The sequence below is a fragment of the Streptomyces sp. GL_148 genome, from assembly GCF_057834205.1.
In genome coordinates this window covers 5,740,130-5,755,812 of sequence record NZ_CM174396.1, presented here as the reverse complement: position 1 = coordinate 5,755,812, position 15,683 = coordinate 5,740,130, and the positions used below count along the sequence as shown (strand labels likewise).

The window sequence follows — 15,683 nt, the reverse complement described above, 5'->3', positions numbered from 1 at the left end:
CGCGGAGCTTCTGCGCGGGGGCCGACGTATGCCTGGGGTGGGGGCCGGGGCTACGCCGCCAGGCCCAGGGCCGCCATGCGCTTGGTGTGCGCCTTGGTGATCCGGGTGAACATCTCGCCGACGGCCGCCAGGTCGAAGCCGGCCGCCATCCCGTCCACCCCGCCGACCAGCATGGTGGAGAGCGCGTCGCGCTCGGCGACCACGCGCTGCGCCTGCGACAGGGCCTCGCCCATCAGCCGGCGGGCCCACAGCGCGAGCCGGCCGCCGCAGCGCGGGTCGGCCTCGATGGCCGCGCGCACCTTCGCGACGGCGAAACCGCCGTGGCCGGTGTCGTCGAGCACGCTCACGACGAGCCCGCGGGTGTCCGTGTCGAGGTGGGTGGCCACCTCGCGGTAGAAGTCGCTGGCGATGGAGTCGCCGACATAGGCCTTGACCAGGCCTTCCAGCCAGTCCGACGGGGCGGTCTGGCGGTGGAAGTCGTCGACGCCCTTCGCGAAGGGCTCCATCGCGGCGGTGGCGTCCTCGTCGATCGCGGTGAGCCGGTCGCGCAGGCGCTCGAAGTGGTGGAACTCGGCGGAGGCCATCTTCGCGAGCTCGGCCTTGTCGCCCAGGGTGGGCGCGAGCTTCGCGTCCTCCGCGAGGCGTTCGAAGGCCGCGAGTTCGCCGTACGCGAGCGCCCCCAGCAGATCCACCACGGCGGCCCGGTACTGCGGCGAGGCGGAGGCCGTGGCCCAGTCCTGGGCGGCGATGCCGGCTGCCTCGGAGGGGGCGCTTTCGTCGGCGGGCGATGCGTTTTCAACGGTCGACATGCTCCGCACAATAGCTCGCCTAAAGGAACCACGAACCACCTGCTCAGTCCACGTAAACGCGCCTACCCGGTGAATTCACCCGACACAGCTGCGAGATTCCGGGGTACAGTGGTAATGCGCCTGCCGAACACTCGGCGGGCCATCCGAATGAGGATGCCCGGTCGGTGGCCCGATCGGCTCCACCCGACCGCCCTCGGCGTGATGCGTACGTTCATACGTACCGCCTCCCACGAGGGGCCCCCTCAGCGGCATAAAGCGCCTGAGCGATGGCTCGTGGTCCCGCGCAGCTTCGTACGTACGTAGTAGTACTGCAAGCCCGGCACGGTACGACCCCCTTCGCCGCCTCGCGCCGCGTCTCACAGAAGAGGCAGCACCCTGACTACGTTCCGAGACCTCGGGATCTTTCCCGAGACGGCCGAAGCCCTTGAGGCCGTCGGCATTGTGTCCCCCTTCCCGATCCAGGAGATGACCCTCCCCGTCGCCATGTCCGGCACGGACGTCATCGGCCAGGCCAAGACCGGTACCGGCAAGACGCTCGGTTTCGGCCTCCCCCTGCTGGAGCGCGTCGTCGTCCCCGCGGACGTCGAGGCCGGCCGTTCCACGCCGGATCAGCTCACCGACGCCCCGCAGGCCCTCGTGGTGGTTCCGACCCGCGAGCTCTGCACCCAGGTCACCAACGACCTCCTCACCGCGGGCAAGGTCCGCAACGTCCGCGTCCTCGCCATATACGGCGGCCGCGCGTACGAGCCGCAGGTCGAGGCGCTCAAGAAGGGCGTCGACGTCATCGTCGGCACCCCGGGCCGCCTGCTCGACCTGGCCGGACAGAAGAAGCTCGACCTCTCCAAGGTCAAGGCCCTCGTCCTGGACGAGGCCGACGAAATGCTCGACCTGGGCTTCCTGCCCGACGTCGAGAGGATCATGAGCTACCTGCCGGCCAAGCGGCAGACGATGCTGTTCTCGGCGACCATGCCGGGTGCGGTCATCGGACTGGCCCGCCGGTACATGACGCAGCCGACGCACATCCGCGCCGTCTCCGAAGACGGCGAGGGCGCGACCGTCGCCAACACCACGCAGCACGTCTTCCGTGCGCACAACATGGACAAGCCGGAGCTCGTCTCCCGCATCCTGCAGGCCGAAGGCCGCGGGCTCGCCATGATCTTCTGCCGCACCAAGCGCACCGCGGCCGACATCGCCGAGCAGCTCGAGAAGCGCGGCTTCGCGTCCGGCGCCGTCCACGGCGACCTGGGCCAGGGCGCCCGCGAGCAGGCGCTGCGCGCCTTCCGCAACGGCAAGGTCGACGTACTGGTCTGCACCGACGTCGCCGCGCGCGGTATCGATGTCGAGGGTGTCACCCACGTCATCAACTACCAGACGCCCGAGGACGAGAAGACCTTCCTGCACCGTGTGGGCCGCACCGGCCGCGCGGGCAAGAAGGGCATCGCCGTCACCCTGGTCGACTGGGACGACATCCCGCGCTGGCAGCTGATCAACAAGGCGCTGGAGCTGGACTTCCACGACCCGGTGGAGACGTACTCCACGTCCCCGCACCTGTACGAGCAGATGAACATCCCGGCCGGCACCAAGGGCGTCCTGCCGCGCGGCGAGCGCACGCGGGCCGGCCTGAAGGCCGAGGACCTGGAAGACCTGGGCGAGACCGGCGGCCGTGGTGGCCGTGGCGGTCGCGACGGTGGCCGCGACAGCGGTCGTGACGGCGGTCGTGACCGTGGACGCGATGCCGGTCGTGACGGTGGACGCGACGGTGGCCGCGCTGCCGCCGCCCCGGTCACCGAGGAGCGCGCACCCCGCACCCCGCGCCAGCGTCGCCGCACCCGTGGCGGCTCGGACCACGGCGCCGAGCTCCTGACCCCGGTGACCACCGAGGCCACCGAGGCCACTCCGGTCATCCCCGTCGCCGCGCCCGCCGCGGCGGTGCAGGCTCCGGAGGCCCCGGCCGCCGCCGACGAGGCGCGCAAGCCGCGCCGTCGCCGGACCCGGTCGGCCGCTCCGGCCGCCACCTTCGTCGCCCCCGCGACGGCGCTGGAACCCCTGGCCCCGTTCGTCGTGGAGCCCGAGCCCGACTTCCAGATGGCCCCCATGGTCGAGCCGGTCCGGGAGCGCCGCACCGGCGCCCCCCGCACCAGCTCCGCCCGCACCAGCGCCCCGCGTGCCCGTGCCCCCCGCAAGGCCGACGCCGCTCCGGTCGCCGCCCCGGTGGCCGAGGTCGTCGCCCAGGCCGCCGTGGTCGAGGCTCCGGCCGCTCCGGCCGTCGCCGCGGTCGCGGTCGCGGTCTCCGAGGAGGCCCCGGTCAAGCCGAAGCGCACGCGGACCCGCAAGGTCGCAGCCAGCGCCCCGGCCGCCGAGGTCGTCGCCGAAGCCGCCGCCCCGGTGGCGGAGGAGGCTCCGGTCAAGCCGAAGCGCACCCGCACCCGCAAGGTCGCGGCTGCCGCCCCGGAGGCTCCGGCCGCCGAAGCCGCCGCTCCCGCCGAGGAGGCTCCGGTGAAGCCGAAGCGCACGCGGACCCGCAAGGCCGTCGCCGCGGTGGAGACCCCGGAGGCGTAATGCCCCTGCCGATGGCCCCGGTCCCCTTTCGAGGGGCCGGGGCCATCGGCGTACCCGGGCCCGGGCGGAGCTCCCGTACGGGCGTACGGGCCGGTAACCTCGGCCCATGAGCAAGCCGCCGACCCTCACGCTCCCGCCCGCAGCCCGCGCGTACCGGCTGACCACGGCCCGCGGCGAGTTCGCCGTGCACGAGGCGGTGCCCGGCGGGCCGGCCCGCGGTACCGCCCTGCTGGTGCCCGGCTACACCGGCAGCAAGGAGGACTTCATCGGCCTCCTCGGGCCGCTGTCCAATGCCGGATACCGCGTCGTCGCCGTCGACGGCCGCGGCCAGCACGAGAGCGGCGGCCCGCGCACGCAGGCCCCGTACGCCCTGGCGGAACTGGCGCAGGACGTCCTCGCGCAGACCGCCGCCCTGGACGCGGCGGGTCCGGTGCACCTGCTCGGGCATTCGCTGGGCGGGCTGATCGTCCGGGCGGCCGTGGTCCGCGATCCGGCCCCGTACGCCAGCCTCACACTGCTGAGCAGCGGCCCGGGCGCGGTCTGCGCGGACCAGCAGGGCCGTACGAAGCTGCTGATCTCGGCGCTGGAGGCGATGGGCGACGACATGCCGGGCATCTGGGCGGCCATGCGCGCCATGGATCCGCGCGACGCGCCCCCCGAGGACCCGGCCCTCGCGGCCTTCCTGCGCGCCCGCTGGCTGGGGACCGTCCCCGAGCAGCTGATGGTGACGGGCCGGACGCTGATCGAGGAGCCGGACCGGATCGAGGAGCTCGCCGCCGCGGCCCCCGGGCTGGCGAAGCTGGTGCTGTCCGGTGAGTCGGACCCGGTGTGGCCGGTGTCGGAGATGGACGCGATGGCGCACCGGCTGGGCGCGGCGCGGGTGGTGATCGCGGGGACGGAACACTCGCCGAACGCCGAGGATCCGGCGGGCACGGCGGCGGCGCTGGCGGCGTTCTGGCGGGGTCCTGACGGGATCCTGGCGTCTCCGGTACCCGTTAGTAGTTAGACAAGGAAAAAATTTCCTTAGCGTAGGGAATGTTTGCGGCTTACACTTCGTTAACCCTGTACAAGGAAGAACACTGACGAAGGGAGAAGCCCCATGCGCTTCGAGATTCTGCGCCTGGACGACGTCGACGGATCTGCCGTGGACAGCACCGTCGTGGACGCGGCCTCCGTCAACCGGATCGTGCAGCAGGCCGCGGCCGTCGGCCAGCGCCTCCTGATCCGACCGGCCGAGACCGTGTCCAACTGACCGCGTCCACCTATTCGCCGAACGCCCCCGCACCGATCCCGGTGCGGGGGCGTTCGCATGCGCGGCGGGTTGCGCGGGGCGCTACGCGGTCTGGATCACCTGGAGCACGCCGTTGATGATCTGCTGGACGGCGATCGCGGACAGCATCATGCCCGCCAGCCGCGTCACGAGGACCACGCCGCCGTCCTTGATCACGCGGATGATGACGAGCGAGTAGCGCATCACCACCCACAGCACGATGTGCATCGCGACGATCGCGGCCCACACCGAGAACTGCCCGGTGAGCCCGTCGGCCTTCTGCACGGCCAGGATCACCGAGACGATCGCGCCGGGCCCGGCGAGCAGCGGCATGCCGAGCGGGACGAGCGCGACGTTCACGTCCTTGGTCTGCTTCGGCTCGTCGGTCTTGCCGGTGAGCAGGTCGAGCGCGATGAGCAGGAGCAGCAGCCCGCCCGCGATCATCAGGGCCGGCACGGAGACGTGCAGGTAGTCGAGGATCTGCTGGCCGCAGATGCCGAACACGGCGATGACGCCGAAGGCGACGCAGACGGCCTGCCAGGCCATGCGGCGCTGCACCTTGGCGGGGCGGCCCGAGGTCAGCGCGAGGAAGATGGGCGTGATCCCCGGGGGGTCCATAATCACAAAAAGCGTAAGAAAGAGGGATCCGAAGACGGCGAAATCGAGCACAGTGATGCCTTGCAGGAGAGGGGTGTCACGAAAAAGGGGCGCAGAGCGGGAGGGGCGGCGGCAGCGGTCAGCCGCGTACGCGTCCACCGGCGCCGGGGACCGGGAACGCCCCGGTGGCACGGCGGGTGATCTCGCCGTAGATCTCGGGGTCGGTCGTGTACTCCCCGAGGCGGCAGGTCTTGCGGCTGCCGTGGTAATCGCTGGACCCGGTGGTCAGCAGACCGAGGTCGCCGGCCAGGCCGCGCAGGCGCGCGCGGGTGGCGTCGTCGTGGTCCATGTGATCGACCTCGATGCCGTCGAGGCCGGCCGAGGCGAGGGCGGCTATCGCGCTCTCGGGAACACAGGTGCCGCGCTTGACGGCGGCGGGATGCGCGAAGACGGTGACCCCGCCGGCCGCCTTGACCAGGCGGATCGCGTCGAAGGGGTCGAGCTCGTGCTTCTCGGCGTACGCGCGGCCGCCGTCGGCGAGCCAGTCCGCGGTGAAGGCGTCCGACACGGTGGGCACGACGCCCAGCTCGACGAGCGCGGCGGCGATGTGCGGGCGTCCCACGGAGCCCTCACCGGCGATCCGGGCCACCTGCTCCCAGGTGATGTCCACCTCGAGGCCCTGCAGTTTGCCGATCATGGCCTGCGCGCGCGGGACGCGGTCGTCGCGGACGAGCTCCCGCTCACGGAAGAGCTCGGGCTCCTCGGGGTCGAAGAGGTACGCCAGCATGTGCATGCCGATGCCGTCGAGACGGCAGCTCAGCTCGGCGCCGGTGACCAGGGTCAGCCCCTGGGGCAGCGCGGCGATGGCCTCGCGGTATCCGGCGACGGTGTCGTGGTCGGTCAGCGCCACCACGTCGAGCCCGGCACCGGCGGCATTGCGCACCAGCTCGGCGGGGGTGTCCGTACCGTCCGAGGCCGTGGAGTGGGCGTGCAGATCGATGCGCACAGCCGAACTCCAGGGTTCACACGCGGACGGGGGACACTCCAGGATACAGTCCGCTTTCCCCGGTAGGGGCCCCATCGGACCGGCGGCGCCGGAGACCGCAGGACGGCCCGCGCCCCGGACCGCCCGCGCCCCGGACCGCCGGACGGAGTCCGGCGCAGCGCCCCGAAGCCGGGGAGGCCCGCCAGGGCCGAGCCGCGCGAGGGGCGCGTCAAGAAGGGAGGGGCGCGTCAAGAAGGCTGGGACAAAATGCGGGGGCTCAGGGCGCCGCAGGGCAGCAGCTCCACCTCGGTTCCCGCGTCGCGCAGGTCGGTCAGGACCAGCTCGTCGTACATCAGCAGGCCCGACTGCTCCGGCCAGACGATGGCCCACAGCCACAGCCCGCGCGCCTCGCCGGCGAAGACGGCCCGGTCCTCGGGGACGCCGGTGACGTGCCAGAGGGGCGTCGGGCGCCCGGCGGCGACCACCTTGGCGTGCGGCGCGGCGGAGACGTTCATGTAGCGGCCCGGGTCGGGGGCGTCGAGGCCGGCGAACCGCGCGCCCAGGCCGACGCCCAGCTCCTCGGCGATCAGCAGCAGTTCGCCGATGCCGCCGAGCGGGCCGGGACCCGAGCAGGCCACGGCGGTGGCCCGGCCGCCACTGCGGTCGTCACCGGCGGAGGCGACCCCGGTGAACAGCCAGCCGACGGGCAGCGGCCAGGGCATCCAGACCGGCACCTGCGCCCGGTTCACCACCACGCCCAGGCCTTCGACGCTCGGCGGGATCACGGGTTGCAACGGATGGACGGTGCCGTGTAGCGCGCACTGCCAGGAGTCGGCGAAGAGACCGGGCGCCCTGACCCGTCCACCGCACTTCGGGCAACTCGGTTCGCCCCTCATAAAAAGCCACGCTCCTCCCCGCCACGCGCCCCGTCAAGACGCGCTCACCCGTCCGGGCGGCCGGGCGGCGGCCGGATGCTCAGTCCAGGCGGCGGCCGGATGCTCAGTCCAGTGCGACTGCCGTACGCAGAGGGTCCCGCAGATCCGTGCCGCGCGCGAGCCAGCGTTCCTGCAGGGCGGCCGCGCCGTGGACCCGCTTCCACGCCGCCTCGTTCGCCGTCATCGGCAGGAGGGGGAAGAAGGAGACGGGGTCCAGGGGGTCGTCCAGGACGACGTCCTCGACCAGGCCGCCGGGCTCCCCCACGAGCACGGAGGTGAACGGCGCCCCGTCCCACAGGGGTTCACCCACGTCCAGTGAGGCGCCGGGCGCCACGATGAGTCCTTCCACCTGGGGCGACGCCGCCAGCACGGCCAGCGGCCGCAGCAGCTTGTCGGTGGGCGCGAGCCCGCCCCGTACGGTCAGCACGAGCTCCGCGCGCGGGCCTCGCACCGGGTCGGAGACCACCGCCGTCGGGTCGGTCATCGGCTGGGCGGACATGCCGAGGGTCGCGTACCGCACGAGGTCGCCCTCGGTGAAGCGGAGGACTTCGAAACGGTCGGTGCCCAGGAAGGTGACGGCGGCGCGGGCATCGGGTTCGCCGAGCGCGGCGCGCAGCCGGGCTTCCACAAGGGCCAGAATTTCTGCCATGGAGCGAGCATAGAACTCGTATCAGCCGGGTAAAGAGCGGCTCTTGACCATCCGTCGGCTGATATCGTTGACCGCTGGTCGGGGACGCTCTCAGAAGAGAAGTTTCAGTGCCCCGGCGACAGGACGTCCCTCACGGGGGACCGGCCGGAGGAGGTGGGGCTGCGGTGCATCGAAGTCGATCGCACAGTACGTGCGGTACCTCTCGCTCTTCCACTTCGCCGACGGGCGCGCCGCGCCCCCTTTGATCCGCGCGTCTTTGAATCAACACGCCGGATCGGTCGAAGAGCGACGGAAGAACTGTGTCCTCCCGTCCTGATCCTTCCGCCTGCCCGCCCGGACTGCCGACCGGGTGAGCGTGCCGTCCGGAAGGACCTCCCACCCGTACGGTCCGCAGCCGTGCGCGCGAAGGAGCCTGCCATGTCGATGCTGCCCTACCTCCGTGCCGCCGTCCGCCCCGCGCTGCGCAGGTCCACCCCGGCACAGCCCGGCTACGACACCACCCGCGACCCGTCCGCGATCAGCGCGGTGGTCGACTGCGCCGTCTACCGCGACGGGCGGCGTGACGTGCGCGCGCAGGGAGCCTCCTGTCTGACGCCCCGTGAGGCGCTGCGCGAGGTCCGCGCGGACGGCGGTTTCGCCTGGATCGGCCTGCACGAGCCGACGGAGGCCGAGTTCGCGGGGATCGCCGCCGTGTTCGGGCTGCACCCGCTCGCCGTGGAGGACGCGGTGCACGCCCACCAGCGGCCGAAGCTGGAGCGCTACGACGACACCCTCTTCACCGTCTTCAAGACGATCCACTACGTCGAGCACGCCGAACTCACCGCCACCAGCGAGGTGGTGGAGACCGGCGAGGTGATGTGCTTCACCGGCCCCGACTTCGTCATCACCGTCCGGCACGGCGGCCACGGCTCCCTCAAGGGCCTGCGCCACCGCCTCCAGGACGACCCGGCGCTCCTCGCCAAGGGCCCGTCCGCCGTCCTGCACTCCCTCGCCGACCACGTGGTCGACGGGTACATCGCCGTCGCCGCGGCCGTGCAGGACGACATCGACGAGGTGGAGAGCGACGTCTTCGCCGCCCCCGCCAAGGGCGCCGCGCGCGGCGGCGACGCGGGCCGCATCTACCAGCTCAAGCGCGAGGTGCTGGAGTTCAAGCGGGCCGTCTCCCCGCTGCTGCGCCCCATGGAGCTGCTCAGCGAGCGCCCGATGCGGCTGGTGGAGCCCGACATCCAGAAGTACTTCCGCGACGTCGCCGACCACCTGGCCCGCGTGCACGAGCAGGTCGTCGGCTTCGACGAGCTGCTGAACTCCATCCTCCAGGCCAACCTGGCACAGGCGACCGTCGCGCAGAACGAGGACATGCGCAAGATCACCTCCTGGGCGGCGATCATCGCCGTGCCCACGATGATCTGCGGGGTGTACGGGATGAACTTCGAGCACATGCCGGAGCTCCAGTGGCGCTACGGCTATCCGATGGTGATGGCCGCCATCGCCGGGACCTGCTTCACCATCCACCGGGCCCTGCGCCGCCACGGCTGGCTGTGAGCCCACTGGCTGTGAGCCCACTGGCTGTGAGCCCACTGACTGTGAGGGTGCGGGGGCCGCTGGCTACCCTGTGCGCATGACTCTCAGCGCGCTCGATCTGGCCCTCGTCGAGGAGGCCACCAAGAAGTCCGGCCTCATCTGGGTCCGCGGCTCCGGGGCCGACCGCAGCCTGTGGCACGCCTGGGTGGACGGCGCGGCGCACGTGCTCGGCGACGGGCCCGGGGAGCAGCCGTTCCCGGGGCTCGCGGACGGGGCGGCGGCCGAGGTGACCGTGCGCAGCAAGGACAAGGGCGGCCGGCTCGTCGCGTGGACGGCGACCGTACGGGAGCTCGTGCCCGGCAGCGAGCCGTGGGAGGCCGCGGTGGCCGAGCTCAAGGGCAAGCGGCTGAACGCGCCCGACTCCGCCGAGATGACCGAACGCTGGGCGCGGGAATGCCGGCTGCTGCGCCTGGAGCCGGAGTCGGTCCGGGCCGCACTCCCCGAGGATTCGCTGGCGGCGGCTCCGCTGGGCTCCCCGGCGACGACCCGGCAGCCGATCCCGGCCGGGCTGCCGAAGCTGCTGCTGAAGCGGAAGAAGAAGGCGGCCCGCTGAGGCGCGCCGGGACCGCTCGGACGGCCTGAACGGCCTGAACGGCCTGGACGGCCTAGCCCTGCGGGTTGGCGCCCTGGCCGGAGCCCTGCGGGGCGCCCTGGCCGGAGCCGCCGTCCTGCTCCTTGGTCGTGGGCAGCTCGGAACCGTAGTCCACCGTCTGGTCCGGCGCGGGCGCCGTCAGCTCGACCGGCGCGCCCCATTCCGCGAGGGTCACCCGGCCGGCGCCGCCCGCGCGTTCCATGAGGAGCGGGTAGGGGGTGCCCTCCAGGGAGACCGAGAGTTTGCCGCCCTTGCCCTTGTCCGCCGAGACCTGCACGGCCCGGGTGAGCCCGACCTTGGTGTAGTCCTCGCCCTTGGTGAGCTTCCCGTCGAGCCCAAGCAGCCCGTCGAGCATGACCTGCATGTCGGTGAACCCGCGGAACTGCTTGTACGAGGGGTCGCCCTCGGGCACCTTGACGAACTTGTCGCCGAGCTTGCCGGCCGCCTCGGACTGGCCCCAGAACGCGGCGCCCGCCTTGAGGTAGAGCTGCTCCCCGACCCGCAGCAGCTGGAAGGTGGTGTCGTCCTGGGACTTCACCTCGCCGGAGCCGCCGTCCGCGCCGAGCCGCATGTCCAGGGTGAAGGACTTGCCGCCGCTGACCAGCGTGCCGGAGAGGTGGACCGACTGGGCCCCGGTGACGGCCGTCTTCGCCTTGTCCTCGATCTGGTCGGCGGACAGCTTGCCGACCCCGTTCGTCCCCTCGTCGGGGTCCGCCCCGCACCCCGTGCCGACGACGGCCAGGCCCGCGCAGAGGGCACTGACGAAGGCGGCCCGGCGCAGCCGCGGGGCGGGGAAATAGGCGGTCACGGGCAGGTGCCCCTCTCGTTGCGTCGGCGAGCAGCTGGCAGCGTACCCGCCCCTGCGCGGGCCTCCGCGCGGCGCCCGTGCGCAGCTCGTGGGGACGCGCGTGCGGAGGCCGCAGGGTCGCCGCGGGGGCCCGCGCCGCCGCCGGGGGTTGCCCGGGCGGACGGCCCCACCAGGAGGTTGTGTGCGGTACGGGCTAACCTGAGGGCGGCAGTACCGGTGATCGACGGATGACGCAGCTCGTAGGAGGCGCTCGGATGGCGGCAGGCGCCCCACGGATCTTCGTCTCGCATCTGTCGGGTGTGCCCGTCTTCGACCCCAACGGCGACCAGGTGGGCCGGGTACGCGACCTCGTCGCGATGCTCCGCGTGGGCGGCCGGCCGCCCCGGCTGCTCGGTCTGGTCGTCGAGGTCGTCAGCCGGCGGCGCATCTTCCTGCCCATGACCCGGGTGACGGGCGTCGAGTCCGGCCAGGTGATCACCACCGGTGTGGTCAACATGCGGCGCTTCGAGCAGCGTCCCACCGAGCGGCTGATCCTCGGCGAGCTGCTGGACCGGCGGGTGCGCCTGGTCGCGGACGACGAGGAGGTCACCGTCCTGGACGTGGCCATCCAGCAGCTGCCGGCCCGCCGTGACTGGGAGATCGACCGGATCTTCGTACGGAAGGGCAAGGCGGGTGCGCTGCGGCGGCGCGGCGAGACCCTGACCGTGGAGTGGTCGGCGGTGACGGGCTTCTCGTTGGAGGAGCACGGGCAGGGCGCCGAGAACCTGGTCGCCACCTTCGAGCAGATGCGCCCCGCGGACGTGGCGAACGTCCTGCACCACCTGACGCCGAAGCGGCGCGCCGAGGTGGCGAGCGCGCTGGACGACGACCGGCTCGCGGACGTCATGGAGGAGCTGCCCGAGGACGAGCAGGTGGAGATCCTCGGGAAGCTGAAGGAGGAGCGCGCGGCCGACGTCCTGGAGGCGATGGACCCGGACGACGCCGCCGACCTCCTCTCGGAGCTGCCGGAGGACGACAAGGAACGGCTGCTGACGCTGATGCGGCCGGACGACGCCGCCGACGTGCGGCGCCTGCTGTCGTACGAGGAGAACACCGCGGGCGGTCTGATGACCACGGAGCCGATCGTGCTGCGGCCCGACGCGACGGTCGCCGACGCGCTGGCCCGCGTACGGCAGTCGGACCTGTCGCCGGCGCTGGCGGCGCAGGTGTACGTGTGCCGGCCGCCGGACGAGACGCCGACGGGCAAGTACCTGGGCACGGTGCACTTCCAGCGGCTGCTGCGCGATCCGCCGTTCACCCTGGTCAGCTCGATCGTGGACACCGGGCTGGCGCCGCTGCGGCCGGACGCCTCGCTGCCGGTGGTGACCAGCTACCTGGCCGCGTACAACATGGTCGCGGTCCCGGTCGTCGACGAGAGCGGCTCACTGCTGGGCGCGGTCACCGTCGACGACGTACTGGACCACCTGCTGCCGGACGACTGGCGGGAGACGGACTTCCATGCGGAGGGTCCCGAGGACTCCGAGCGTGCGGAAGGGGCCCTACGTGGGAACTGAGCGGGGGCGCGGCGAGCAGCCGGACCGGGAGCCGCGGCGCGAGCGGCGCCGCGAGCAGAGCCGGGAGCGGCGCGAGCACGCGCGGGCCCAGGCGCGCGAGCACGGGCTCGCGGAAGCGGCCGCGGAGCGGGCGGAACGTTCCTCTTTCGAGCGCGGCGAGCGGGCGAAGGCCAGTGCGCCGAGCGGGGCGAGCGCGCTGACGCGCTCGCGCGCGCGGCTCGACCTGCCGCGGCCCGCCCGCCGGCGGCTGCTGCCCGAATACGACCCGGAGGCCTTCGGGCGGCTCTCGGAGCGGGTCGCGCGGTTCCTCGGCACCGGCCGGTTCATCGTCTGGATGACCGTCGTCATCATCATCTGGGTGCTGTGGAACATCTTCGCCCCGGCCGACCTGCGCTGGGACGAGTACCCCTTCATCTTCCTGACCCTGATGCTGTCGCTCCAGGCCTCCTACGCGGCCCCGCTGATCCTGCTGGCGCAGAACCGCCAGGACGACCGGGACCGGGTCAACCTGGAGCAGGACCGCAAGCAGAACGAACGCTCGCTGGCCGACACCGAGTACCTGACCCGGGAGATCGCGGCCCTGCGGATGGGTCTGGGAGAGGTCGCCACGCGCGATTGGATCCGGTCCGAGTTCCAGGATCTGATCAAGGAGATGGACGAACGGCGGCTATTCCCGCTCGAGAGTGACGAAGGCGACCGCTAGCGGGCTTTCCTGAGGCCCGCCACCGCGCCGTACCATCGGGGCATGGCTACCGAGACAAGCTCCGCCGACGCCGCCGCAGTGCCCGACCAGGACGCGATCCTGGACGCGCTGGCGACGGTGAACGACCCCGAGATCCACCGGCCGATCACCGAGCTGGGCATGGTCAAATCGGTGGAGATCGGTGATGGCGGCGAGGTCGCCGTCACCGTCTACCTCACCGTGTCGGGCTGTCCGATGCGCGAGACCATCACCAACTTGGTCACCGAGGCCGTGCAGCGGGTCCCCGGCGTCACCTCGGTCGCCGTCACGCTGGACGTGATGAGCGACGAGCAGCGCAAGGACCTCGCGGCGACCCTGCGCGGCGGCACCGCCGAGCGCGAGGTCCCCTTCGCCCAGCCCGGCTCCCTGACCCGCGTCTACGCGGTCGCCTCCGGCAAGGGCGGCGTCGGCAAGTCCTCGGTCACCGTGAACCTGGCGGCGGCGATGGCGGCCGACGGCCTGAAGGTCGGCGTCGTCGACGCCGACATCTACGGCCACAGCGTGCCGCGCATGCTCGGCGTGGCGGGCCGCCCCACCCAGGTCGAGAACATGATCATGCCGCCGTCGGCGCACGGCGTGAAGGTCATCTCCATCGGCATGTTCACCCCGGGCAACGCGCCCGTGGTGTGGCGCGGTCCGATGCTGCACCGGGCCCTCCAGCAGTTCCTGGCCGACGTGTACTGGGGCGACCTGGACGTCCTGCTGCTCGACCTGCCGCCGGGCACGGGCGACATCGCGATCTCCGTGGCCCAGCTCGTGCCGAACGCCGAGATCCTCGTCGTGACCACCCCGCAGCAGGCGGCGGCCGAGGTCGCGGAGCGGGCCGGCGCGATCGCCGTGCAGACCCACCAGAAGATCGTCGGCGTCGTCGAGAACATGTCCGGGCTGCCCTGCCCGCACTGCGACGAGATGGTCGACGTGTTCGGCTCGGGCGGTGGCCAGAAGGTCGCCGACGGCCTGACCAAGACGCTCGGCGCGGCGGTGCCGGTGCTGGGCTCGATCCCGATCGACGTCCGCCTGCGCGAGGGCGGCGACGACGGCACCCCGGTCGTCCTGTCCGACCCCGACTCCCCCGCCGGCGCGGCCCTGCGCGCCATCGCGGGCAAGCTCGGCGGCCGCGCCCGCGGCCTGGCGGGCATGTCCCTGGGCATCACCCCGCGCAACAAGTTCTGACACGCACAAAAAAAGGGGGGCCCGGCGATGGCATTCCATCGCCGGGCCCCCCTTTTTTTGTGCGTCCTACTCGTCTTTTGTGCGTCCTACTCGCCCTACTCGTACGCCGCCAGGTCCCCGATCACCGAGAAGCCGAGCCCGTACGCGCTCATCCCGCGGCCGTACGCACCCAAGTGCACCCCGCTCCCGGTGGAACCCGCCAGGACCCACCCGAACTCCGACTCTCGGTAGTGGAAGGGCGTGGGCTCCCCGTCCACCGGCAGCGACAGCGTCGACCAGTCCGGCCCCGCGAGGTCGTCCGCGAGTTCCCAGGCGGCCTCGGTCTGCTGGTCGAGCCAGTCGTCGCGCAGGCTGTGGTCCATCTGCCCCGGCCAGCTGTAGGCCAGCAGCCCCGAGCCGGCCAGCCAGGCCGCCGAGGAGACCGAAGTGGCCTCCAGGACGCCGGTGCCGTCGGCGGTGCGGCGCAGCGGGTTGCTGGCCACGGTGACGACCACCGCGAAGCGTTCCTTCTCCCCGGTGGCGATCTCGCCGCGGGCGGAGGGCTCGTCCCCGTGACCGGTCGAGCCGTGCTCCACGCTGCCGTCGGCGCCGGCGGCGACCTGCATCAGCCAGCGGGGGCCGGTGAAGGCCCCGTCCAGCCCGTACCAGGGGAAGTCGGCCCGCAGGTACCCCTCGGCCGCCCGGCGGGCGGCAGGGACGGGCGGGGCGGCCGCGTCCGGGGACTGCGGAGGGTCCTGGGGTGCGGGCGTCTGCGCCTCGGCAGGCTGCGTGCCTACCCGGCTACTGCTCGTCGTCTCCATCTGAGCGGCCTCTCGTTCCGTGGGCTCCGGAACGGCCCACCCCCCTCGGGCGTCCTGGATCCGGACTCAAAGGAGGATAGCCATCCGACCGCGGTTCGCCGGGCAGGCGGGCGCGCGCGTGGTTCGGGGTGGCGTCAGGTCGCGTCGGCGTCGTAGCGCGTGCGCTGCTCCTGCGCCGGGGTCGCGGGCTTCTTGACCATGTCCGGTGCGGTGCCCGGCGCGGCGGCGGGGAGGGCGCCGCCGGCGGCCTCGGCCGCGTCGGATTCCTTGCCGTTGACCGCGTCGGTGACGTCGGTCAGCTCCTTGCGGAGATCGAAGCTGCTCCGGATCTCCTTGAGGTCCTCGTTCTCGGTCAGCTGCTTGCGGATGAAGGTCTTCGGGTTCAGGTCCTCGAACTCGAAGTCCTTGAATTCCGGGCCGAGCTCGGAGCGGATGTCCTGCTTCGCGCTGTCGGAGAACGCGCGGATCTTCCGGATGACGCCCGTGACGTCCTGGATGACCTTGGGCAGCTTGTCCGGGCCGAAGATGAGAATGGCGAGCACCACGATCGTGACCAGCTCGAGTGCGCCTATGTCGTTGAACACCTTGCCCCGCTCCTCGGCTCTCTTCACGTCAGGCCTGTCACACGGT

16 protein-coding genes are annotated in these 15,683 nt (G+C 72.3%); 8 read left to right on the top strand and 8 right to left on the bottom strand.

The genetic code is table 11. The features are described 5' to 3' along the window. Nucleotides 1-50 precede the first annotated feature (50 nt). Entirely contained in the window at nucleotides 51-809 is a 759-nt protein-coding gene (locus AC3IYI_RS26600) for a ferritin-like fold-containing protein (RefSeq protein ID WP_489406100.1), read from the bottom strand. Nucleotides 810-1,274: 465 nt separating this feature from the next. Between AC3IYI_RS26600 and AC3IYI_RS26595 the strand changes: the two genes are divergently transcribed. From AC3IYI_RS26595 to AC3IYI_RS26585, 3 genes are all read left to right on the top strand, one after another. Continuing rightward, a complete protein-coding gene (locus AC3IYI_RS26595; protein WP_489406099.1) occupies nucleotides 1,275-3,368 on the top strand; it encodes a DEAD/DEAH box helicase in 2,094 nt (697 codons plus the stop codon). A gap of 106 nt (nucleotides 3,369-3,474) precedes the next feature. Beyond that, complete coding sequence (locus AC3IYI_RS26590; protein WP_489406098.1) at nucleotides 3,475-4,374, top strand: alpha/beta fold hydrolase; 900 nt, start codon at nucleotides 3,475-3,477, stop codon at nucleotides 4,372-4,374. A gap of 93 nt (nucleotides 4,375-4,467) precedes the next feature. Then, complete coding sequence (locus tag AC3IYI_RS26585; RefSeq protein ID WP_383944743.1) at nucleotides 4,468-4,620, top strand: DUF8834 family protein; 153 nt, start codon at nucleotides 4,468-4,470, stop codon at nucleotides 4,618-4,620. Nucleotides 4,621-4,701: 81 nt separating this feature from the next. Here AC3IYI_RS26585 and AC3IYI_RS26580 read toward each other — a convergent pair whose 3' ends face one another. From AC3IYI_RS26580 to AC3IYI_RS26565, 4 genes are all read right to left on the bottom strand, one after another. Beyond that, nucleotides 4,702-5,307 carry a MarC family protein gene (locus AC3IYI_RS26580; RefSeq protein ID WP_489406097.1) on the bottom strand — a complete coding sequence of 202 codons (606 nt, stop codon included), beginning with the start codon at nucleotides 5,305-5,307 and terminating at the stop codon, nucleotides 4,702-4,704. Between the two features lie 67 nt (nucleotides 5,308-5,374). Beyond that, entirely contained in the window at nucleotides 5,375-6,241 is an 867-nt protein-coding gene (locus tag AC3IYI_RS26575; protein WP_489406096.1) for a PHP domain-containing protein, read from the bottom strand. 227 nt (nucleotides 6,242-6,468) lie between these two features. Continuing rightward, nucleotides 6,469-7,116, bottom strand: a complete 648-nt coding sequence (locus AC3IYI_RS26570; RefSeq protein WP_489406095.1) for a DUF6758 family protein — start codon at nucleotides 7,114-7,116, stop codon at nucleotides 6,469-6,471. A gap of 103 nt (nucleotides 7,117-7,219) precedes the next feature. Next, nucleotides 7,220-7,804, bottom strand: coding sequence for a suppressor of fused domain protein (locus AC3IYI_RS26565; RefSeq protein WP_489406094.1), 585 nt, complete (start codon nucleotides 7,802-7,804; stop codon nucleotides 7,220-7,222). Between the two features lie 417 nt (nucleotides 7,805-8,221). On the opposite strand from AC3IYI_RS26565, the gene AC3IYI_RS26560 reads away from it, so the two are divergent. Next, nucleotides 8,222-9,346, top strand: coding sequence for a magnesium and cobalt transport protein CorA (locus AC3IYI_RS26560; RefSeq protein ID WP_489406093.1), 1,125 nt, complete (start codon nucleotides 8,222-8,224; stop codon nucleotides 9,344-9,346). A 76-nt stretch (nucleotides 9,347-9,422) separates the two neighbouring features. Beyond that, nucleotides 9,423-9,938, top strand: coding sequence for a hypothetical protein (locus AC3IYI_RS26555; protein WP_489406092.1), 516 nt, complete (start codon nucleotides 9,423-9,425; stop codon nucleotides 9,936-9,938). A gap of 52 nt (nucleotides 9,939-9,990) precedes the next feature. On the opposite strand, the gene AC3IYI_RS26550 is transcribed toward AC3IYI_RS26555, so the two are convergent. After that, complete coding sequence (locus AC3IYI_RS26550) at nucleotides 9,991-10,785, bottom strand: hypothetical protein (protein ID WP_489406091.1); 795 nt, start codon at nucleotides 10,783-10,785, stop codon at nucleotides 9,991-9,993. A 254-nt stretch (nucleotides 10,786-11,039) separates the two neighbouring features. On the opposite strand from AC3IYI_RS26550, the gene AC3IYI_RS26545 reads away from it, so the two are divergent. The 3 genes from AC3IYI_RS26545 to AC3IYI_RS26535 all read left to right on the top strand — a co-directional run bounded on the left by AC3IYI_RS26545 (nucleotide 11,040) and on the right by AC3IYI_RS26535 (nucleotide 14,253). After that, the gene (locus tag AC3IYI_RS26545) at nucleotides 11,040-12,338 is read left to right on the top strand and encodes a magnesium transporter MgtE N-terminal domain-containing protein (protein ID WP_489406090.1); all 1,299 of its coding nucleotides are present in this window, start codon (nucleotides 11,040-11,042) and stop codon (nucleotides 12,336-12,338) included. 196 nt (nucleotides 12,339-12,534) lie between these two features. Next, entirely contained in the window at nucleotides 12,535-13,041 is a 507-nt protein-coding gene (locus AC3IYI_RS26540) for a DUF1003 domain-containing protein (protein ID WP_243336148.1), read from the top strand. 42 nt (nucleotides 13,042-13,083) lie between these two features. Next, nucleotides 13,084-14,253 (top strand): Mrp/NBP35 family ATP-binding protein, encoded by a 1,170-nt coding sequence (locus AC3IYI_RS26535; RefSeq protein WP_489406089.1) that lies wholly within the window; start codon nucleotides 13,084-13,086, stop codon nucleotides 14,251-14,253. Nucleotides 14,254-14,348: 95 nt separating this feature from the next. On the opposite strand, the gene AC3IYI_RS26530 is transcribed toward AC3IYI_RS26535, so the two are convergent. After that, a complete protein-coding gene (locus AC3IYI_RS26530) occupies nucleotides 14,349-15,053 on the bottom strand; it encodes a hypothetical protein (RefSeq protein WP_327254806.1) in 705 nt (234 codons plus the stop codon). Between the two features lie 134 nt (nucleotides 15,054-15,187). Beyond that, nucleotides 15,188-15,637, bottom strand: a complete 450-nt coding sequence (locus tag AC3IYI_RS26525; RefSeq protein ID WP_489411677.1) for a sec-independent translocase — start codon at nucleotides 15,635-15,637, stop codon at nucleotides 15,188-15,190. Nucleotides 15,638-15,683 lie beyond the last annotated feature (46 nt).

Bases quoted from the DNA above. Each gene is read 5' to 3' on its own strand.
- AC3IYI_RS26595 (WP_489406099.1), top strand. From the start codon at position 1,275: ATGACCCTCCCCGTCGCCATGTCCGGCACGGACGTCATCGGCCAGGCC.
- AC3IYI_RS26600 (WP_489406100.1), bottom strand. From the start codon at position 809: ATGTCGACCGTTGAAAACGCATCGCCCGCCGACGAAAGCGCCCCCTCC.
- AC3IYI_RS26530 (WP_327254806.1), bottom strand. From the start codon at position 15,053: ATGGAGACGACGAGCAGTAGCCGGGTAGGCACGCAGCCTGCCGAGGCG.
- AC3IYI_RS26565 (WP_489406094.1), bottom strand. From the start codon at position 7,804: ATGGCAGAAATTCTGGCCCTTGTGGAAGCCCGGCTGCGCGCCGCGCTC.
- AC3IYI_RS26585 (WP_383944743.1), top strand. From the start codon at position 4,468: ATGCGCTTCGAGATTCTGCGCCTGGACGACGTCGACGGATCTGCCGTG.
- AC3IYI_RS26570 (WP_489406095.1), bottom strand. From the start codon at position 7,116: ATGAGGGGCGAACCGAGTTGCCCGAAGTGCGGTGGACGGGTCAGGGCG.
- AC3IYI_RS26555 (WP_489406092.1), top strand. From the start codon at position 9,423: ATGACTCTCAGCGCGCTCGATCTGGCCCTCGTCGAGGAGGCCACCAAG.
- AC3IYI_RS26535 (WP_489406089.1), top strand. From the start codon at position 13,084: ATGGCTACCGAGACAAGCTCCGCCGACGCCGCCGCAGTGCCCGACCAG.
- AC3IYI_RS26560 (WP_489406093.1), top strand. From the start codon at position 8,222: ATGTCGATGCTGCCCTACCTCCGTGCCGCCGTCCGCCCCGCGCTGCGC.
- AC3IYI_RS26545 (WP_489406090.1), top strand. From the start codon at position 11,040: ATGGCGGCAGGCGCCCCACGGATCTTCGTCTCGCATCTGTCGGGTGTG.
- AC3IYI_RS26590 (WP_489406098.1), top strand. From the start codon at position 3,475: ATGAGCAAGCCGCCGACCCTCACGCTCCCGCCCGCAGCCCGCGCGTAC.